Source organism: Kitasatospora sp. NPDC059722, assembly GCF_042733235.1.
Taxonomy (GTDB): Bacteria; Actinomycetota; Actinomycetes; order Streptomycetales; family Streptomycetaceae; genus Kitasatospora.
Genome location: NZ_JBHWGD010000008.1, coordinates 27,922 through 43,546 on the forward strand (window position 1 = coordinate 27,922; position 15,625 = coordinate 43,546).

At 70.1% G+C, this 15,625-nt stretch carries 12 protein-coding genes; 5 read left to right on the forward strand and 7 right to left on the reverse strand.

The window, feature by feature from the left end; all coding sequences use genetic code 11:
* Positions 1-55: 55 nt before the first annotated feature.
* On the reverse strand, positions 56-1,180 hold the full coding sequence (locus tag ACFV4F_RS07095; protein ID WP_380438038.1) for an LLM class flavin-dependent oxidoreductase: 1,125 nt from the start codon (positions 1,178-1,180) through the stop codon (positions 56-58).
* 336 nt (positions 1,181-1,516) lie between these two features.
* Between ACFV4F_RS07095 and ACFV4F_RS07100 the strand changes: the two genes are divergently transcribed.
* The 5 genes from ACFV4F_RS07100 (at position 1,517) to ACFV4F_RS07120 (ending at position 6,131) form a co-directional block, all read left to right on the forward strand.
* Entirely contained in the window at positions 1,517-3,553 is a 2,037-nt protein-coding gene (locus tag ACFV4F_RS07100; protein WP_380438040.1) for a radical SAM protein, read from the forward strand.
* Positions 3,554-3,753: 200 nt separating this feature from the next.
* Positions 3,754-4,149 carry a winged helix-turn-helix transcriptional regulator gene (locus ACFV4F_RS07105; RefSeq protein WP_380438042.1) on the forward strand — a complete coding sequence of 132 codons (396 nt, stop codon included), beginning with the start codon at positions 3,754-3,756 and terminating at the stop codon, positions 4,147-4,149.
* Between the two features lie 104 nt (positions 4,150-4,253).
* Entirely contained in the window at positions 4,254-4,616 is a 363-nt protein-coding gene (locus tag ACFV4F_RS07110) for a DUF1304 domain-containing protein (protein WP_380438044.1), read from the forward strand.
* Positions 4,617-4,839: 223 nt separating this feature from the next.
* On the forward strand, positions 4,840-5,505 hold the full coding sequence (locus ACFV4F_RS07115) for a hypothetical protein (protein WP_380438046.1): 666 nt from the start codon (positions 4,840-4,842) through the stop codon (positions 5,503-5,505).
* Between the two features lie 176 nt (positions 5,506-5,681).
* Positions 5,682-6,131, forward strand: coding sequence for a barstar family protein (locus tag ACFV4F_RS07120; protein ID WP_380500708.1), 450 nt, complete (start codon positions 5,682-5,684; stop codon positions 6,129-6,131).
* Between the two features lie 11 nt (positions 6,132-6,142).
* Here ACFV4F_RS07120 and ACFV4F_RS07125 read toward each other — a convergent pair whose 3' ends face one another.
* The 6 genes from ACFV4F_RS07125 to ACFV4F_RS07150 all read right to left on the reverse strand — a co-directional run bounded on the left by ACFV4F_RS07125 (position 6,143) and on the right by ACFV4F_RS07150 (position 15,353).
* Entirely contained in the window at positions 6,143-8,536 is a 2,394-nt protein-coding gene (locus tag ACFV4F_RS07125) for an ATP-binding protein (protein ID WP_380500709.1), read from the reverse strand.
* 165 nt (positions 8,537-8,701) lie between these two features.
* Positions 8,702-9,937: a multiple monosaccharide ABC transporter permease gene (mmsB, locus tag ACFV4F_RS07130; RefSeq protein WP_380438052.1), complete on the reverse strand. Its 1,236-nt coding sequence runs from the start codon at positions 9,935-9,937 to the stop codon at positions 8,702-8,704.
* A 3-nt stretch (positions 9,938-9,940) separates the two neighbouring features.
* The gene (mmsA, locus tag ACFV4F_RS07135) at positions 9,941-11,488 is read right to left on the reverse strand and encodes a multiple monosaccharide ABC transporter ATP-binding protein (protein WP_380438054.1); all 1,548 of its coding nucleotides are present in this window, start codon (positions 11,486-11,488) and stop codon (positions 9,941-9,943) included.
* 100 nt (positions 11,489-11,588) lie between these two features.
* Positions 11,589-12,683: a multiple monosaccharide ABC transporter substrate-binding protein gene (gene chvE, locus ACFV4F_RS07140; RefSeq protein WP_380438056.1), complete on the reverse strand. Its 1,095-nt coding sequence runs from the start codon at positions 12,681-12,683 to the stop codon at positions 11,589-11,591.
* A gap of 371 nt (positions 12,684-13,054) precedes the next feature.
* On the reverse strand, positions 13,055-14,233 hold the full coding sequence (locus ACFV4F_RS07145; RefSeq protein WP_380500710.1) for a S1 family peptidase: 1,179 nt from the start codon (positions 14,231-14,233) through the stop codon (positions 13,055-13,057).
* Positions 14,234-14,399: 166 nt separating this feature from the next.
* Positions 14,400-15,353 (reverse strand): LysR family transcriptional regulator, encoded by a 954-nt coding sequence (locus ACFV4F_RS07150; RefSeq protein WP_380500711.1) that lies wholly within the window; start codon positions 15,351-15,353, stop codon positions 14,400-14,402.
* Positions 15,354-15,625 lie beyond the last annotated feature (272 nt).

Sequence of the window (15,625 nt, forward strand, 5' to 3'; positions counted from 1 at the left end):
CGCGGCCTCGGGGCCGGTGCCGGCCCGCTCCCACAATGCGGGCCGGCACCGACGGTCAGAGTGCTTTCACCTCCGGCAGAACCTGGTCACAGAAGAGCTCCAGGGTCTGCCGAGCTTCGGGGAGCGGCATCGCGCCGAAATCGATCTGCCAGAGGATCTCGTCGACGCCGCCGATGTGGTCGTTGAAGGCGCGGATGCGGTCGATGACCGTGGCCGGCGAGCCGGCGATCGCGCCGCCTTCGGTGTAGAGCTTGGAGGGCTGCAGCCCGCGCAGCATCCAGCCGAAGCCGGAGTAGCCGCGGTAGGCCGAGGACTCCCGCCGGTCCCACGGGCTCACGGCCTCCGCCCAGACGTCCAGGTAGCGCCGCAGGTAGGTCTCGGCGATCTCCTCCGCACGCTCGTCGGTCTCCGCGACCACCAGCGGCAGGCTGGCCGCGACCCGGGGCCGCAGCCCGGAGGCGCCGTGCGCCGCCTCGAAGGCGTCGCGGTAGAGGGTCAGCTGGTCGCGGAACTCGTGCGGCGAGATCATCGGCGTGATCAGCAGCCCCAGCCCCTCGGTGCCCAGCCAGGTGAAGCTCTCCGGCGTGCGCACCGCGGCGCCCCACATCGGCGGATGCGGCTGCTGGGTGGGCCGGGGCCGGCCGGTCACGTCGCGGTAGGAGAAGAAGGGCGTCTCTTCGCTGACCTTCTCTTCGGTCCAGATCCGCCGCACCGCGCGGATGGTCTCGCGGTAGCGGTCGACGCTCTCGTCCATCGGTACGCCGAGCGAGTCGAACTCGTCCGGCAGGTACGCCCGGGCGAATCCTACGTCGAGCCGGCCGCCGCTGATCGCGTCCAGCTGGGCGGCGTCCGCCGCCAGCTGGATGGGGTGGTGGAAGACCGGGAGGACGCACCCAGTGATGAGCCTGACCGTGTCCGTCCGGGCGGCCACCGCGGACAGGAAGCCCAGCGGGCTGGGGCAGTAGCCGCCGTAGTGGTGGAGATAGTGCTCGGTCATCTTCACCGAATCCAGACCGCCCGCCTCCGCCCGGACCGACAACTCCAGCGCGTCGCTGAAATAGTCCTGCGGAGATTTCGTCTCCGGCGTACAGTCGGGGAGAAAAGAAAGCCCGAAGCGCACCGATACCACACTCCCTATAGCAGCCGGATTTCCACCAGATGAATCTCGGGGGTTCGTCACCCGATCACTCCGGGGCCAGTCGGCACGCCACCGGGTGTTTCGCCGCTGACGCTACATCGGGCCACCAGGGTCGTCAATAACGACCAGCATTCGGGATCGGGGCTCAAATAAAGCTCAAATCCCCCGGTATCCTCGGAGATACCTACGGTGCTGGGAGTGCGTTATTGACGTCGCTATTCGGGGCTGGAAATGTTGGCATCCGCTGGCGGCTTATGCGGCCGTGGCCTTACGCCGACGTGAACGGCGGAGGAACACGGGTGTGGTCTCCATGGGCGCACGAGCGGGTCGTTCCGGCGCGCAATGTCCATCATGAACGACTTCTATGGATGTGTAGCCATGACCTCCACCATCGACACACACGCTGCTGCCGACGCCGGCGGGCAGCCGGCGCCCGACCGGCGGAGATCCGTCCAGCTCGTCGAGTTCACCGCCATGCAGGGGGTCCGGTACAGCGTCACCCTCGGGTACCTAAAGGCGACCGCGATGGCCGACCCCGCCCTCGACGCGGCCTGCGACTTCCGGATCAGCGTGCGCGAGCAGAGCGGCGGTGAGCAGGCGACGAAGGAACTGCTCGACACCTGGGACGAGCCGTTCGTCGTCGCGCTGACCGTGTTCTTCTGGAACCGCGCCCAGTCCCTGGAGCTCGCCCGCCAGGTGAAGGAACGCTGGCCGGACTGCCGCGTCGTGGTCGGCGGCAACGACGTCAGCTACCAGCAGGAGCCCCTGTTCGCCGAGGCGCCCTGGCTGGACGTGCTGGTGCACGGCGAGGGCGAACTGCGCTTCCGCGACCTGCTGCACACCTTCCTGACCGACGGGGACCTCGCCGCGGTGCCCGGCATCAGCTACTGGTCCGACGGCGCCGTCGTCACCAACCTGGACGCGGACCGCATCACCGACCTCGAACAGGTCGTCTCGCCGATCCTCACGCCGGTCTACTCCGACGAGGAGATCACCGGCTCGTCCATGATCGTCTACGAGACCAACCGCGGCTGCCCGTACGGCTGCGCGTTCTGCTACTGGGGCGGCGCGACCAACTCCAAGGTCCGCCAGTTCGACCTGGAACGGATCTTCGCGGAGCTGGACCGGCTGATCCGGCTGATGCCCGTGGACGCGACGCTGTTCATCGCGGACGCGAACTTCGGCATTCTGGCCCGCGACCGGGAGATCGCCGAGCGCATCGTCGAACTCTGCGAGCGCTACGACAAGCGGCTGATCATCAGCACAAACTGGGCGAAGAACAGCAACGACCGGATCGTCGAGATCGCGAGCATGCTGCACGCCGCCGACCTGACCGGTGCGATCACGCTGTCCGCCCAGTCCTTCGACGCCGACGTGCTGAAGATCGCCAACCGGGCCAACATCCGCACCAACCACTACCGCCGGCTGCTGTCCCGCTTCCGCGAACTCGACATCCCCACCTACACCGACCTGATCTGGGGCCTGCCCGGCGAGACGTTCGCCACGTACCTCGACGGCATCGAGGAGGTGCTGAGCGCCGGCGGATCGCCAGTGATCTACCCCCTGCTGCTGCTCAACAACACCGACTACTCACGCGAGGCCTTCAAGGACGAGCAGCAGCTGAAGACGCGCTGGATGCCCGCCGACATCACCAACCCCGAACTCGTCGCCGACGTCGTCATCGGACACTCCGCGATGACCACCGAGGAGTGGGTGCGGGGCATGGAGTTCCGGGTGTCCATGACGCTGTTCCAGAAGATCCTGCTGCGCTGCGCGTTGCGCGTCCTGCACTCGACCACGGGCGTTCGCATGGTCGAACTGTGCCAGCAACTCTGGACGTTCATGCTGGAGCACTGTGCCGACCCGTTCATGCGCGCCGTCGCCCGCGACGTCTCCGCGGTCTACCGGGATCCGTCCGTCCTGGACGTGGCGCTGCTCAAGACGATCATCGGCAGCCAGGCCGTCGTGCCCGAAGAGGTGCACTACCAGGCGCTGTTGTGCCGCGCCGTCCGCACCGAACGCGCCACCGCGGACCTGCTCGACGCGGCGGTCGACCACCTGTGCGCCTGGCTGGCCGGCTCCGGGCACGAGGTCGACCGGGCTCTGGTCGACAGCGCGCTGACGCTCGACATCGCGGCGACGACGATCCTGCGCGCGAGTCTGCGCGGTGACCTCGCCGAGGCGGAGTTCGCCGTCCCGAGGCGGGGGTGGGACCTGCTCGTCGAGTCCGGTGACGTGCCGTCGGGTCTCGACGCGAGCAACCAGGGAACCATCGTGCGCGGCACGGTGTGGCCGCCTTCGCGCTGGGTCGACTTCCCGATCAGTGTCTACGCGCTGTCCATCTGGCACGGCACCGGCCGGCCGCTGCACGACCTGCTGTTCGCCCTGCCGGACCCGCTGCCGGCCGTCGCGTAGCCGGCGTGCACCCGGGTGAGGGGGACTCCGGGCGCTGGGATTGACAGCACTTTGTTATCGCGAACATCATGGTCACATCAGGTGCATCGCGCGCATCGGGTGCATCTTGCGTATCACGCACATCACGCACATCACGCGCAGCCTTGCACACCCGCGCTTTGTGCAAGGCTGCTGCGGTGTCCCGTGAACGTTGGGGGACCATGACCACCGAACGACCCGTTTACCGCTCCGACGGCGCCTGCCGCGCGATCCTCGACCAGCTCACCGACAAGTGGTCGATGACGGTCATGGCGGTCCTCGACGAGCCCAGACGGTTCAACGAGATCAAGCGCCGCATCGACGGCGTGACCCAGCGGGTCCTGACCCAGACCCTGCGCCGGCTGGAGCGCAACGGGATGATCACGCGCCGCGTGCTGCCGACCTCGCCGGTCGGGGTCGAGTACTCGCTGACACCACTCGGGGAGTCCCTGCGGGAACCGTTCGGCGAGTTGTACGCCTGGACCGTCGCCCACACGGACGCGATCCGGGAGCACCAGGTGGAGTACGACCGGAGAGCACTCGGCCACGAAGACCAAGGTGCTTCAGTATCAGGGTAATTGATGGGCCCTCATCGACCTGATTGTGCGTCACTTTTGACTGCGGGGGCGCGTTCGCCTCGCAGCCGGTCAGGTGCTCGCCGCGGCAGCGTAGGATGCCCGGTATGTCCACAGTTGCCGTGATTGCGGTTGTCGCGCTCGCCCTCCTGCACGTCTACATCCTGGTCCTGGAGATGTTCCTGTGGACCACTCCCCGGGCCCGGGCCTCCTTCGGGACGACCGAGGAGTTCGCGGTCTCGACCAAGGCGATGGCCGCCAACCAGGGCCTGTACAACGGCTTCCTGGCGGCCGGACTGCTCTGGGGCGCCTTCGCCGGCGACCCGGTCGGGTTCCAGGTGCGGGTGTTCTTCGCGTCCTGCGTCGCCGTCGCCGGCGTGTTCGGCGCCGTGACGTCCTCCCGGAAGATCCTCTTCGTGCAGACCGTGCCGGCGCTGGTCGTGCTGGTCCTGGTGCTCCTGGCCCGCTGAATCCCCGCTCACTGAACACCCGAACGACCGTCCACCGAGGGGTGCCTCTCCCGAGAGGCACCCCTCCGGCTTTCTCGCGACCACATTTCTCACGACCGGGTGTCAGTTCCGCCCGCCGGGCGGCTGTGATCCGACCGAGAACCCACTGATACGGGCGACCGATCTCCTTGGGGGCACCGGGGCGAATGGCCCCCGGTCACCCCGAACAGCCAAGGAGCACGTGTTGTCCACCGCTCTTGACCCGGCACCCGCGCCCGACGCGGGACGCCCGAAGAAGCCCGGCACCTCGAAGCGCCGCCGCGCCATGATCGTCGCAGGTATGGTGCTCGCCCTCATGGGCGGTGCCGTCTCGACCGCGAACGCGGTCGTGCCGCAGCCGGTCTACTGCCCGCAGAACTGCTGGCAGGAACGCAACCCTCCGAACGGCGTGAACTGGGGGGACTGGCAGGACGCCAACAGCGCGACGGCGTTCTGGGCCAACTACAACATCGACTGGGGCAACACCACGTTCGGCTACCGTGACCTCTCCCCGCAGTGGGGTCACGGGTGGCCCGCCCAGGTTTACGGCGGCACGTGGTACGCGTACTTCGAGCCGAACTACAGCGCGGACCGGTTCATCTACTACGGCGGCACGTTCAACGACTACGGCGGCAACCTCACGGCCGAGGAGCGAGCGCATGGCGTCGGTGGCGCGCAGGCTTGGGCCACCCAGGGGTACGGCCAGTCCGCGAACAGGGCCCCCTACGTGGAATACGACATGGACGTCTACACGCAGGCGAACCCCCCGGGGGGCCGCAACGCCCGGCGGATCGTCCGCAACCCGAACAGCGGCAACGTCTACGTGACGTTCGACCACTACAACACGTTCCACTACCTGGGCCGCTGGTAGGCCCTCCGGCCAACAGGGGAGGGGGGGGGGGGGGCGGGGGGGGGGGGGGGCGGGGCCCCCCCCCCCCCCCCCCCCCGCCGCACCTCCCCGCCGCACCTCCCCGCCGCACCTCCCCGCCGCACCGCACCACTGCACCACTGCACCACTGCCCCGCCGTACCAGAGAGAGATGATGGGATGACCGACACCGCAGTCTGGATCCGATCGCTGACGGATCACGAGCCGTCCAGTGCGACGTGGAGGTCCGTCGACGGCTCCCGTTGCCGCACCAGTCAGGGCATGTTCGCCGAATGGGCGGCCGCACTCGGCTTCCCGGGCTACTTCCGCTGCAACTGGGACGCCTTCTACGACTGCCTGCGGGACGTGGTGTCGAGGGCCGGCACGACCGGCGGGGCGCCTGCGCCGGCGACCGTCGTCGTCCGGGAGGCCGGTGCTCTCCTGGCCGACGAACCGGCGGCCCTGGGCGTCCTCATGGGCATCCTCGCCGGCCACGCGGACGTCGCCGCTGCCGATGGTGAGCCGGCCCTGCTCCTGCTCCTCGACGACGCGCCGGAGCAACTGTCCGACCTGGGGCGGCGCCTGGCGGCGGTCGGATTGGTGACCGAACTCCTGGCGCCGGACGCGTAGCTCAGCCGCGTTCAGCCGCGCAGCTTGTAGCCGAAGCCGCGGACCGTTTCGATGCGGTCGCGGCCGATCTTGGCGCGCAGCCGCATCACCTGGACGTCCACCACGTGGGTGTCACCGGACCAGGCGTAGCCCCAGGCCCGCTCCAGCAGGATCTCCCGGGTGAGCACCGTACCGGGGGAGGCGACGAACTCGCGCCACAGCTTCAGCTCGGTGGTGGTGAGGTGGACGCGCTCTCCGTCCCGGTACACCTCGAGTGACGCGGGGCAGTACACCAGGTCGCCGAAGCGGAGCGCGCCGCTGCCCGGCCCCCGGTGGCCCGGTGCCTCGGGGACGGTCGGGGCGTCGTCCCCGGGCTCGGTGCCGCCGTCGGTGTCGGCGGTGGCCAGGGCGAAGCCGACCGCCTGGCAGGGGGTGCTGTGCGCGCCGCCGTCGGCGAAGGCCTTCGCGTACGGCGCTTCGCCCAGCGCATCGATCAGGGCCCGCTCGCACCGCGCGTGCTGTTCGGCCAGCTGCGGTCCGAAGGCCGCGATCGAGCTGCCGGCGTCGCGCCACCGGGCGTCCGCCGCCCCGAGCAGCCGGGCAGCCCGCTCGGGGGTGCCGCCGGCGGCAGCGGCCCAGGCGAGCAGCTCCAGCATCCTGGCGAGCATCGCGTGGTCGTGGAAACCCCGCATGCTCTCCAGCGCGGCCCTGACCAGGGCCTCGGTCCGCTCCCGGTCGCCGCGGTCCCAGGCGTGGTGGCCGAGGGCCATCTGCACCTGGGCCCGCCCCCACCGCTCACCGCTCGCCTCGGCGGCGGTGATGACCAGACCCCCGGTCTCCGCTGCCCGGGGGTCGTCGGCGTACGCCTGGACACCCGCCAGCGCGATCAGCCAGGAGGCGGCCTCGCGCTCGTCGCCCAGCTCCGTCGCGGTGGTCCGAGCCCGCTCGTACCGGCAGATGCTCTCGTCCGGCCGCCCCCGGTAGTGGGCCGAGACCCCGCGCAGGCCGCTCGCCTGGTTCCGGGCCCACGGGTCGTCCAAGGACGCGCCCAGCGCGTCGGCTTCGTCCAGCCAGCGGTCGGCCGTCGCCAGGTCGCCCTGGGTCTGCGCCACCCAGACGGCGGAGAGGAGCGCGCGGGCCCGCTCGTGGCTGGGCTCGGCGGAGGCGGCGAGGGCCCGCTCGAACTGGCGGCGCCCCTCGCTGAGGAAGCCGCCGGTGCACCAGTGCCAGCACAGGGCGGCGACCAGGGCGAACCGGGGCCGCGGATCTCCGTCGTGGTCGAGGGCGGCGAGCAGGTTGGTGTGCTCGGCGCGCAGCCTGGCCAGCTTCTCGGCCTGGCCCGGCCCGTACCACGTCCGGTCGACGTCGCGGGCGAGGGCGAGGAAGAAGTCGCGGTGCCGGCAGCGCAGTTCGTCCTGCTCGCCGGACTCCGCGAGCCGCTCGCGGCCGTACTCCCGGATGGTCGACAGCAGCCGGTAGCGCGGCAGGCCGTCGCGCTCGTAGGTCAGGACGACGGACTGGGCGACCAGCCGGTCAAGGAGGTCCAGCACCTCGGCCTCAGCGATGCCGTCGCCGGAGCAGACGACCTCGGCGGCCTCCAGGCTGAACCCGCCGGCGAAGACGGTCAGCCGGTCCCACAGCAGCCGCTCGGCCGGGGTGCACAGCTCGTGGCTCCAGTCGATCACTCCGCGCAGGGTGCGGTGGTGGGCGGGGCCGGTCCGGCTGCCGCCGGTGAGCAGCGCGAAGCGGTTCTCCAGCCGGTCCGTCAGCTGTCCGACGGTGAGCGTGCGCAGGCGGGACGCGGCCAGTTCGATCGCCAGTGGCAGCCCGTCCAGGTCCGCGCACAGGCGGGCGAGCGCGGGGCGGTCGGCCTCGTCGACTCGGAAGTCCGGTCGGACGGCGGTGGCGCGGTCCCGCAGGAGTTCCACCGCCTCGTCCTCCGGGAGCGGTGTGAGCGCGAACACCTGCTCGCCCCGGACGTCCAGGGTGTGCCGGCTGGTGGCGAGGATGCGCAGTTCGGGAGCGGCGGCCAGGAGTGTGGTGGCCAGCTCGGCGCAGGAGTCGATGAGGTGCTCGCAGTTGTCGAGCACCAGCAGGGCCCGCCGTTCGGCCAGGTAGCCGGCGAGCCGGTCCAGTGCGGGCAGGGCGCCGAGGTCGGGTACCCGCAGCGCGCTCGACGCCACGGCCGCCACGGCGGAGGCACCGTTCACCGGAGCGAGGTCCACCAGCCAGACCCCGTCCGGGAAGGCCGCACGGACCGTGGCGGACACCTCCAGTGCCAGCCGCGTCTTGCCCACACCGCCCATGCCCGTGAGCGTGACCAACCGCCGGGTGTCCAGCAGACGGCGGATCTCGTCGATCTCCCGATGCCTGCCCACGAAGCCGGTGAAGGGGGCGGGCAGGTTTCCCTGCTCAGCAGCGATCACCCTGGTCTGCCTCTCTCCTGCGCGGATCCGGAACTCTCTCCCGTGCGGATCCGGAGCCAGTCTGCACCGGGGCCCGACCTGCCACGTTCCCGCCGCGTTACGGACACGTGGCAGGGCGGGCGCGGTGTGGGAACACCGCGCCCGCCCTCTCGCCCCCGGCCCGGGTCAGGAACCGGCCCGGCGCTTGTTGTAGACGTCGAAGCCCACCGCCGCGAGCAGCACCAGGCCCTTGATCACCTGCTGGTAGTCGGTGCCGACACCGACCAGCGACATGCCGTTGTTCAGCACGCCGAGCACCAGGCCGCCGATGATCGCGCCCATCACGGTGCCCACGCCGCCGCTGGCGGAGGCGCCGCCGATGAAGGCGGCGGCGATCGCCTCCAACTCGAAGTTGATGCCGGCCTGCGGGGTGCCGGCGTTGAGCCGCGCGGCGAAGACCAGCCCGGCGAGCGCCGCGAGGACGCCCATGTTGGTGAAGGCGAGGAAGACGACCCGCTTGCTCTTCACCCCGGACAGCTTGGCCGCGGCCTCGTTGCCGCCGATGGCGTAGGTGTGCCGCCCGATGATCGAGTTGCGCATCAGGTAGCCGAAACCGACCAGCAGGGCGCCGAGGATCAGCAGGACGATCGGCACACCGTGGTAGCTGGCCAGTAGCAAGGTGAACACGAGCACGGCCGCCGTGATCACGGCGAGCTTGGCCAGGAACAGCCCGAGCGGAAGCACCTCCAGCCCGTACGAGGCGGTCTGGCGGCGGCCGCGCACCTCCTGGAGGACGGCGACGGCCAGTACCGCGAGGCCCAGCAGCAGGGTGAGGTTGTGGTAGTTGGTGTGCGGGCCGACCTCGGGGAGGAAGCCGCTGCTGATGCTCTGGAAGCCCTTGGGGAACGGCGCGACCGACTGGCCCTGCAGCAGGATCTGGGTGCCGCCGCGGAACAGCAGCATGCCCGCCAGGGTGACGATGAAGGACGGGATGCCGAGGTAGGCGATCCAGAAGCCCTGCCAGGCGCCGGCGAGGGCGCCGACCACCAGCGCGGCCAGCATGGCCACCGGCCACGGCACGTGGTGCTTGACCATCATCACCGCGGCCGCGGCCCCGACGAAGGCGGCCAGCGAACCGACCGAGAGGTCGATGTGCCCGGCGATGATGACGATCATCATCCCGATCGCCAGGATGAGGATGTAGCCGTTCTGCTGGATCAGGTTGGTGATGTTGAGCGGCTGGAGCAGGATGCCGTCCGTCCAGACCTGGAACAGCAGCACGATCAGCGCGAGGGCGACCAGCATGCCGTACTGGCGCACGTTGCCGCGCAGCGCGCGGGCCAGCACGCCGCCGAGGGAGGGGCCGGGACCGGCCTGCGGTGCCTTCGGGGACGAATCCGGGATGATCTCGGTCGGGGCCATGCCTCACACCTGCTCGTTGCTGGATGCGGCGCTCATGGTCATGAGCCGCATGAGGGATTCCTGGGTGGCGTCGGCCCGGGCCACCTCACCGGTGATCCGGCCTTCGGCCATGGTGTAGATCCGGTCGCACAGGCCCAGGAGTTCGGGGAGTTCGGACGAGATGACGAGCACGGCCTTGCCCTCGGCGGCCAGCTCGGCGATGACGGTGTAGATCTCCGCCTTCGCACCGATGTCGATGCCCCGGGTGGGCTCGTCGAGGATGAGGACCTCCGGCTCGGCGAAGATCCACTTGCTGAGGACGACCTTCTGCTGGTTGCCGCCGCTGAGCGTGCCGGTCCGGGTGAACACCGTCGGGGCCTTGATGTTCATGGTGCGCCGGAACGATTCGGCGACCTTCGCCTCCTCGTGCCGGTCGACCCGGCCGTTCCTGGAGACCTTTCCGAGCGCGCTCAGCGAGATGTTCCGGCTGATGTCGTCGATGAGGTTGAGGCCGAAGTGCTTGCGGTCCTCGGTGACGTACGCGATGCCGTGCGCGATCGCCTCGGGCACCGTCCGGGTACGGATCTCCCGGCCGTGCAGCCGTACCCGGCCGGCGGCCCACCGCCCGTACGAGCGGCCGAAGACGCTCATCGCCAGTTCGGTGCGGCCGGCGCCCATCAGGCCGGCGATGCCGACGATCTCACCGCGCCGCACGGTCAGCGAGGCGCCGTCCACCACCATCCGCTGCTGGTCGATCGGGTGCCGGACGCTCCAGTCCTCGACCTCGAAGGCGACCTCTCCGATGTCGGGGGTCCGCTCGGGGTAGCGGTGCTCCAGGTCGCGGCCGACCATGCCGCGGATGATCCGGTCCTCGGAGATGCCCCCGGGGCCGATCCCGATGGTCTCGATGGTCCGCCCGTCGCGCAGGATGGTCACGGCGTCCGCGACCCGGGCGATCTCGTTCAGCTTGTGCGAGATGATGATGCAGGAGATGCCCTGGGCCTTGAGTTCGAGGATCAGGTCGAGCAGCTTGCGGCTGTCCTCGTCGTTGAGCGCGGCGGTCGGCTCGTCCAGGATGAGCAGCTTGACCTTCTTGGCCAGGGCCTTGGCGATCTCGACCAGCTGCTGCTTGCCCACGCCGAGGTCGGCGACCCTGGTGTGCGGGCTCTCGTCCAGGCCGACCTGCCGCAGCAGGTCGGCGGCGTGGGTGAGCGTCCGGTGCCAGCTGATGATGCCCCGGGTGGCGTGCTCGTTGCCCAGGAAGACGTTCTCGGCGATGGACAGGTACGGCACCAGGGCCAGTTCCTGGTGGATGATGACGATGCCGCGCTGCTCGCTGGCCCGGATGTCCTTGAACCGGCAGGGCTCGCCCTCGAAGAGGATCTCGCCCTCGTAGTCGCCGTGCGGGTAGACGCCGCTGAGCACCTTCATCAGGGTGGACTTGCCGGCGCCGTTCTCGCCGCAGACGGCGTGCACCTCGCCCGCGCCGACGGCCAGGTTGACCTCGGAGAGTGCCTTGACGCCGGGGAACGACTTGCTGATCGACCGCATTTCGAGAACGGGTCCAGCCATGGTTGTGCTTCCGTATCGTTCGGGGGCGGTGCGGTGGCCACGGGTTCTCCGGCCCCGCACCGCCGGTCGGGAGCCGGGCCCGCCGGGCGGGCCCGCCGGACTACTTCAGCTGGTCGGCGGTGTACTGACCGCTGTCCACCAGGACCTGCCGGTAGTTGTCCTTGTCGACGCTCACCGGCTGGAGCAGCTGCGCCGGGACGGTCTTGGCGCCGTTGTCGTACTGGCTGGTGTCGTTGACCTCGGGCTTCCCTCCGGTCAGCACCGCGTCGCCCATCTGGGCGGCGGCCTTGGCCAGCTGGCGGGTGTCCTTGTAGACGGTCTGGGTCTGCTCGCCCGCGATGATCGACTTCACCGAGGCCAGCTCGGCGTCCTGGCCCGTGACCACGGGCAGGGACTTGGCGGTGCCGTAGCCGACGCCCTTGAGCGAGGAGAGGATGCCGATCGAGATGCCGTCGTACGGCGAGAGCACGGCGTCGAGGTGGGCGGAGGTGTAGGCCTTGCTCAGGAGGTTGTCCATCCTGGACTGCGCGAGACCGCCGTCCCAGCGCAGCGTGGCGACCTGGTTGAAGTCGGTCTGGCCGCTCTGCACGACCAGCTTCTTCTGGTCGATGTACGGCTTGAGCACGCTCATCGCGCCGTTGAAGAAGAACGTGGCGTTGTTGTCGTCCGGCGAGCCCGCGAACAGCTCGATGTTGAACGGGCCCTTGCCGTCCTTGAGCCCGAGCTTGTCGACGATGTAGCCGCCCTGGAGGACGCCGACCTTGTAGTTGTCGAAGGTCGCGTAGTAGTCGACGTTCTTCGTGCCGCGGATCAGCCGGTCGTAGGAGATGACCGGGATGTGCGCGTCGGCGGCCTTCTGCAGCACGTTGGTGAGCGAGGAGCCGTCGATGGCGGCGATCACGAGCAGCTTGGCGCCCTTGGTGATCATGTTCTCCACCTGGGAGACCTGGTTCTCCACCACGTTGTCGCCGTACTGGAGGTCGGTCTTGTAGCCCTTGGCCTGGAACTCCTTGACCATGTTGTCGCCGTCGTTGATCCAGCGTTCCGACGACTTGGTCGGCATGGCGATGCCGACGAGACCGCCCTTGGCGTCGCCCTTGCCCGCGCCGTCACCGACGCCGTTGGCGCTCTGGCCACAGGCTGCCAGGGAGAGGGCGAGACCCGCGGCGACGAGGCCCGCTGAAAGCTTCCGCACAGTTCCTCCAGTGATGTTCCGCGACCGGCACGGCGCCGCCCGGCAGCCGGGCGGCCGGGCGCGGTCGAGCGGGAGCCGGCCGGGAGCGGTCCTCGTGCCGAGGGAAGTGGATCCGCAGGGCTCCGGCCTGGCGTGAAATGTAGTGTTAACGCTCACAACGGTGGCGTCAAGGGGCTCCGGATCACCGTTGGATCGCAGTGCCCCGTTGGCCGCTCCGTGTGAACGCCCACTGCTGGAGGGAGAGTTGTCCGGATGGCCGGGGTGTGAATTTTAGGTGAATGCTTGGTTTCGCGCGGGCCTCAAAGCGGGCCTCAAAAGAGTGCCCGCCACCCGCCGGCGGACGGGAGGCGGGCACCCGCTCGGAGGGGCGGTCAGCCGGTGGCCAGGGAGAGGCCGTAGGCCTGGAGGATCGGGTTGACCGGCTGGAAGTAGGTGGTGCCGCCGGAGGTGCAGTTGCCGGAGCCGCCGGAGGTGACGCCCTGTGCCTGGCTGCCCGAGATGAACGAGCCGCCGGAGTCGCCGGGCTCGGCGCACACGGTGGTGCGGGTGAGCCCGGAGACGGAGCCTTCGGAGTAGTTGACGGTGGCGTTGTACTGTCGCACGGTGCCGCAGTGCCAGCCCGTGGTGGAGCCCGACCGGCAGACCGAGGAGCCGATGGGGGCGACCGCGGATCCGGAGACCGTCACCGTGCCGCCCGCGTAGTCGTTCACCTGCGGCTGGGCCGTCCAGCTCGAATCGGCCTGGACCCACGAGTAGTCGTTGCCGGGGAACGTCGAGCCCTGGAAGGTGCCGATGGAGGAGCCGTCCGGGGCGGCGGCGCTGGAGCCGGCCTGGCCGCAGTGGCCGGCGCTGACGAAGCCGGGCTGGCCGTTCGAGGTGACCGGGAAGCCGATCGAGCAACGGGCCGCGCTGTCGATGAAGTAGGCGTCGCCCCCGCGCAGGTCCGCCAGTGGCGCGGGGGAGTCGGACGCCGGCTCCACCCAGACGAGGGCGCGGTCGACACCTGCCTCGCGGAGGAACGCCTCGGTGCGGCCGGTGTCGGTGGACTGGACGACGACGGTGTTCGCGGCGACGTCCACGTACCAGAGGGGGGATGCCTCGGGGGTGGTGCTGCCCGCGGCGCGGTCGAGTGCGTCCTTCGCGCCGTCGAGTGCGGCGAGGCTGTGCCGGACGACGGTGGCGCTGCCGCCGTGGGCGGTGATCTCGCGGGCCGCGGAGGCGTCGGTGGTGGCGACGGTGAGGGTGGCGTCGGACCCGCTGACCCAGGCGCCCGCCCAGCGTTCGCCGAGCGCCTGCCGGAGCGCTTGCTGCACCGAGGCGGCGCGGGCTTCGTGGGCGAGACGGGCGCCGGCCTCCTGGGGGGTGAGGCCGAGGTCGCGCTGGAGTGCCCGGAGCAGGGGTGCGGCGGGCGGGGCCGCACCGCCCTGAGGGGCCGCCAGGGCGGCGGCTATCGCGGTCCCGTTCGGGTGGGCGCCCGCCGGCGCCACGGTGGCGACCAGGGCCACGGCCGTCAGGGAGCACGCGGCAACGGCCGCGCGGAGTCGGAGCATTGGGGTCTCCTCGGAGTGGGGGTTGCCGGAACTCTAAGGTGCGGATGCATACGTTCGGGACATGTCAAAAACCCCCTGCGTCGGCGTTATGGACCTGTTCGGCGGACCAGTGAAATTCGGCGGACCGGTGAATTCGACGGGCCGGTGAAGGCGGGGCCACGTCGGGTCAGGGCGCCAGGTGGGCCCTTCGTCGCAGCCATGCCGCATACGCCGGATTCAGCGCCGCGGCGTCCGCGTGCACCGCCCTGGCGTGGCCGACCACCTCGTCCGCGAGTCCCCACGTCGGCGAGTACGGCACCCAGCCGATCACCTGGCGCCAGCTCAGCTCCGGCGGATCCAGCGGAACCGTCACGACCCCGTCGGTCGGCGGGAACGTCGCCCGGCACAGGGACACGGCCCGGCCGGTCCGGACGAGGTGGAGGCACGAGGCCGCATCGGCCTCGTAGACCGGCGGGGGCAGGAAGCCCGCCCGCACGCAGGCGGCCGCGAAGCACTCCGTGAAGCAACCGCCCCCGGGCGGCAACGCCCAGCGCTCACCCGCGAGTTGCCCGAGGTCCAGTTCACGTGCCCGCGCCAGCGGATGGTCCTGGGAAAGCACGGCGAACACCGGGTCGACGGCGACCTCCTGCCACTCCAGCCGTTCGTCGCCCATCACCTTCTGGTGCCCGCAGAGTCCGGTCAGCACGAGGTCCAGCCGCCCTTCCACCGCCCGGCTCACCAAGTCCGATGTCGAGCTGGACGATTGGGTGCTCAACGCCATCTCGGGCCTGGCCGCCGCCAGGCGGTCGACCAGGGCGCCCAGGAGCGGCCCGTGGGTCGCCCCCACGCGCAGGCCGCCCGTCTCGCGCGCCGTGTTCGCGAAGCGGACGGCATCTTCCTGCAGTTGGCGCATGGCGGGCAGGAGCACCTGGCTGCGCTCCAGCACCAGGACGCCCAGTGCGGTCGGCCGCACACCCTCTCTGCCGCGCTCGAAGAGCCGGCCGCCGAGCGCGTTCTCGATGCGTTTCAGCTGGGTGGAAAGCGCCGATTGGGCGAGTCCGAGACGGTCCGCCGCCTTGGTGACGCTACCGGCATCGCCGATGGCCCGGATCATCCTGAGATGACGAAACTCCAACTCCATGGCCGCAGAACTATACGGCAGGAAAATGGAGGGACGTGAATCCTCCGGGTGAAGATTCGGAGGGCGGGTCCGAAGTCTCAATTCCGGGCCACTGGGGGGATTTCAGGAACGCGGCAAGGCTCTTCCGGTCGCCGTCCGGGGGAAGACGGCTGCCATGCCTTTCCAGCCCGGGGGGAATGCGGGAATGGAACCGGCGTGACCGGAAGAGCCCCTGCGTTGTGTCCGCGAACCGATTACATCACGGGCGGGCGGGGATTAATCTCAGAGTTCGA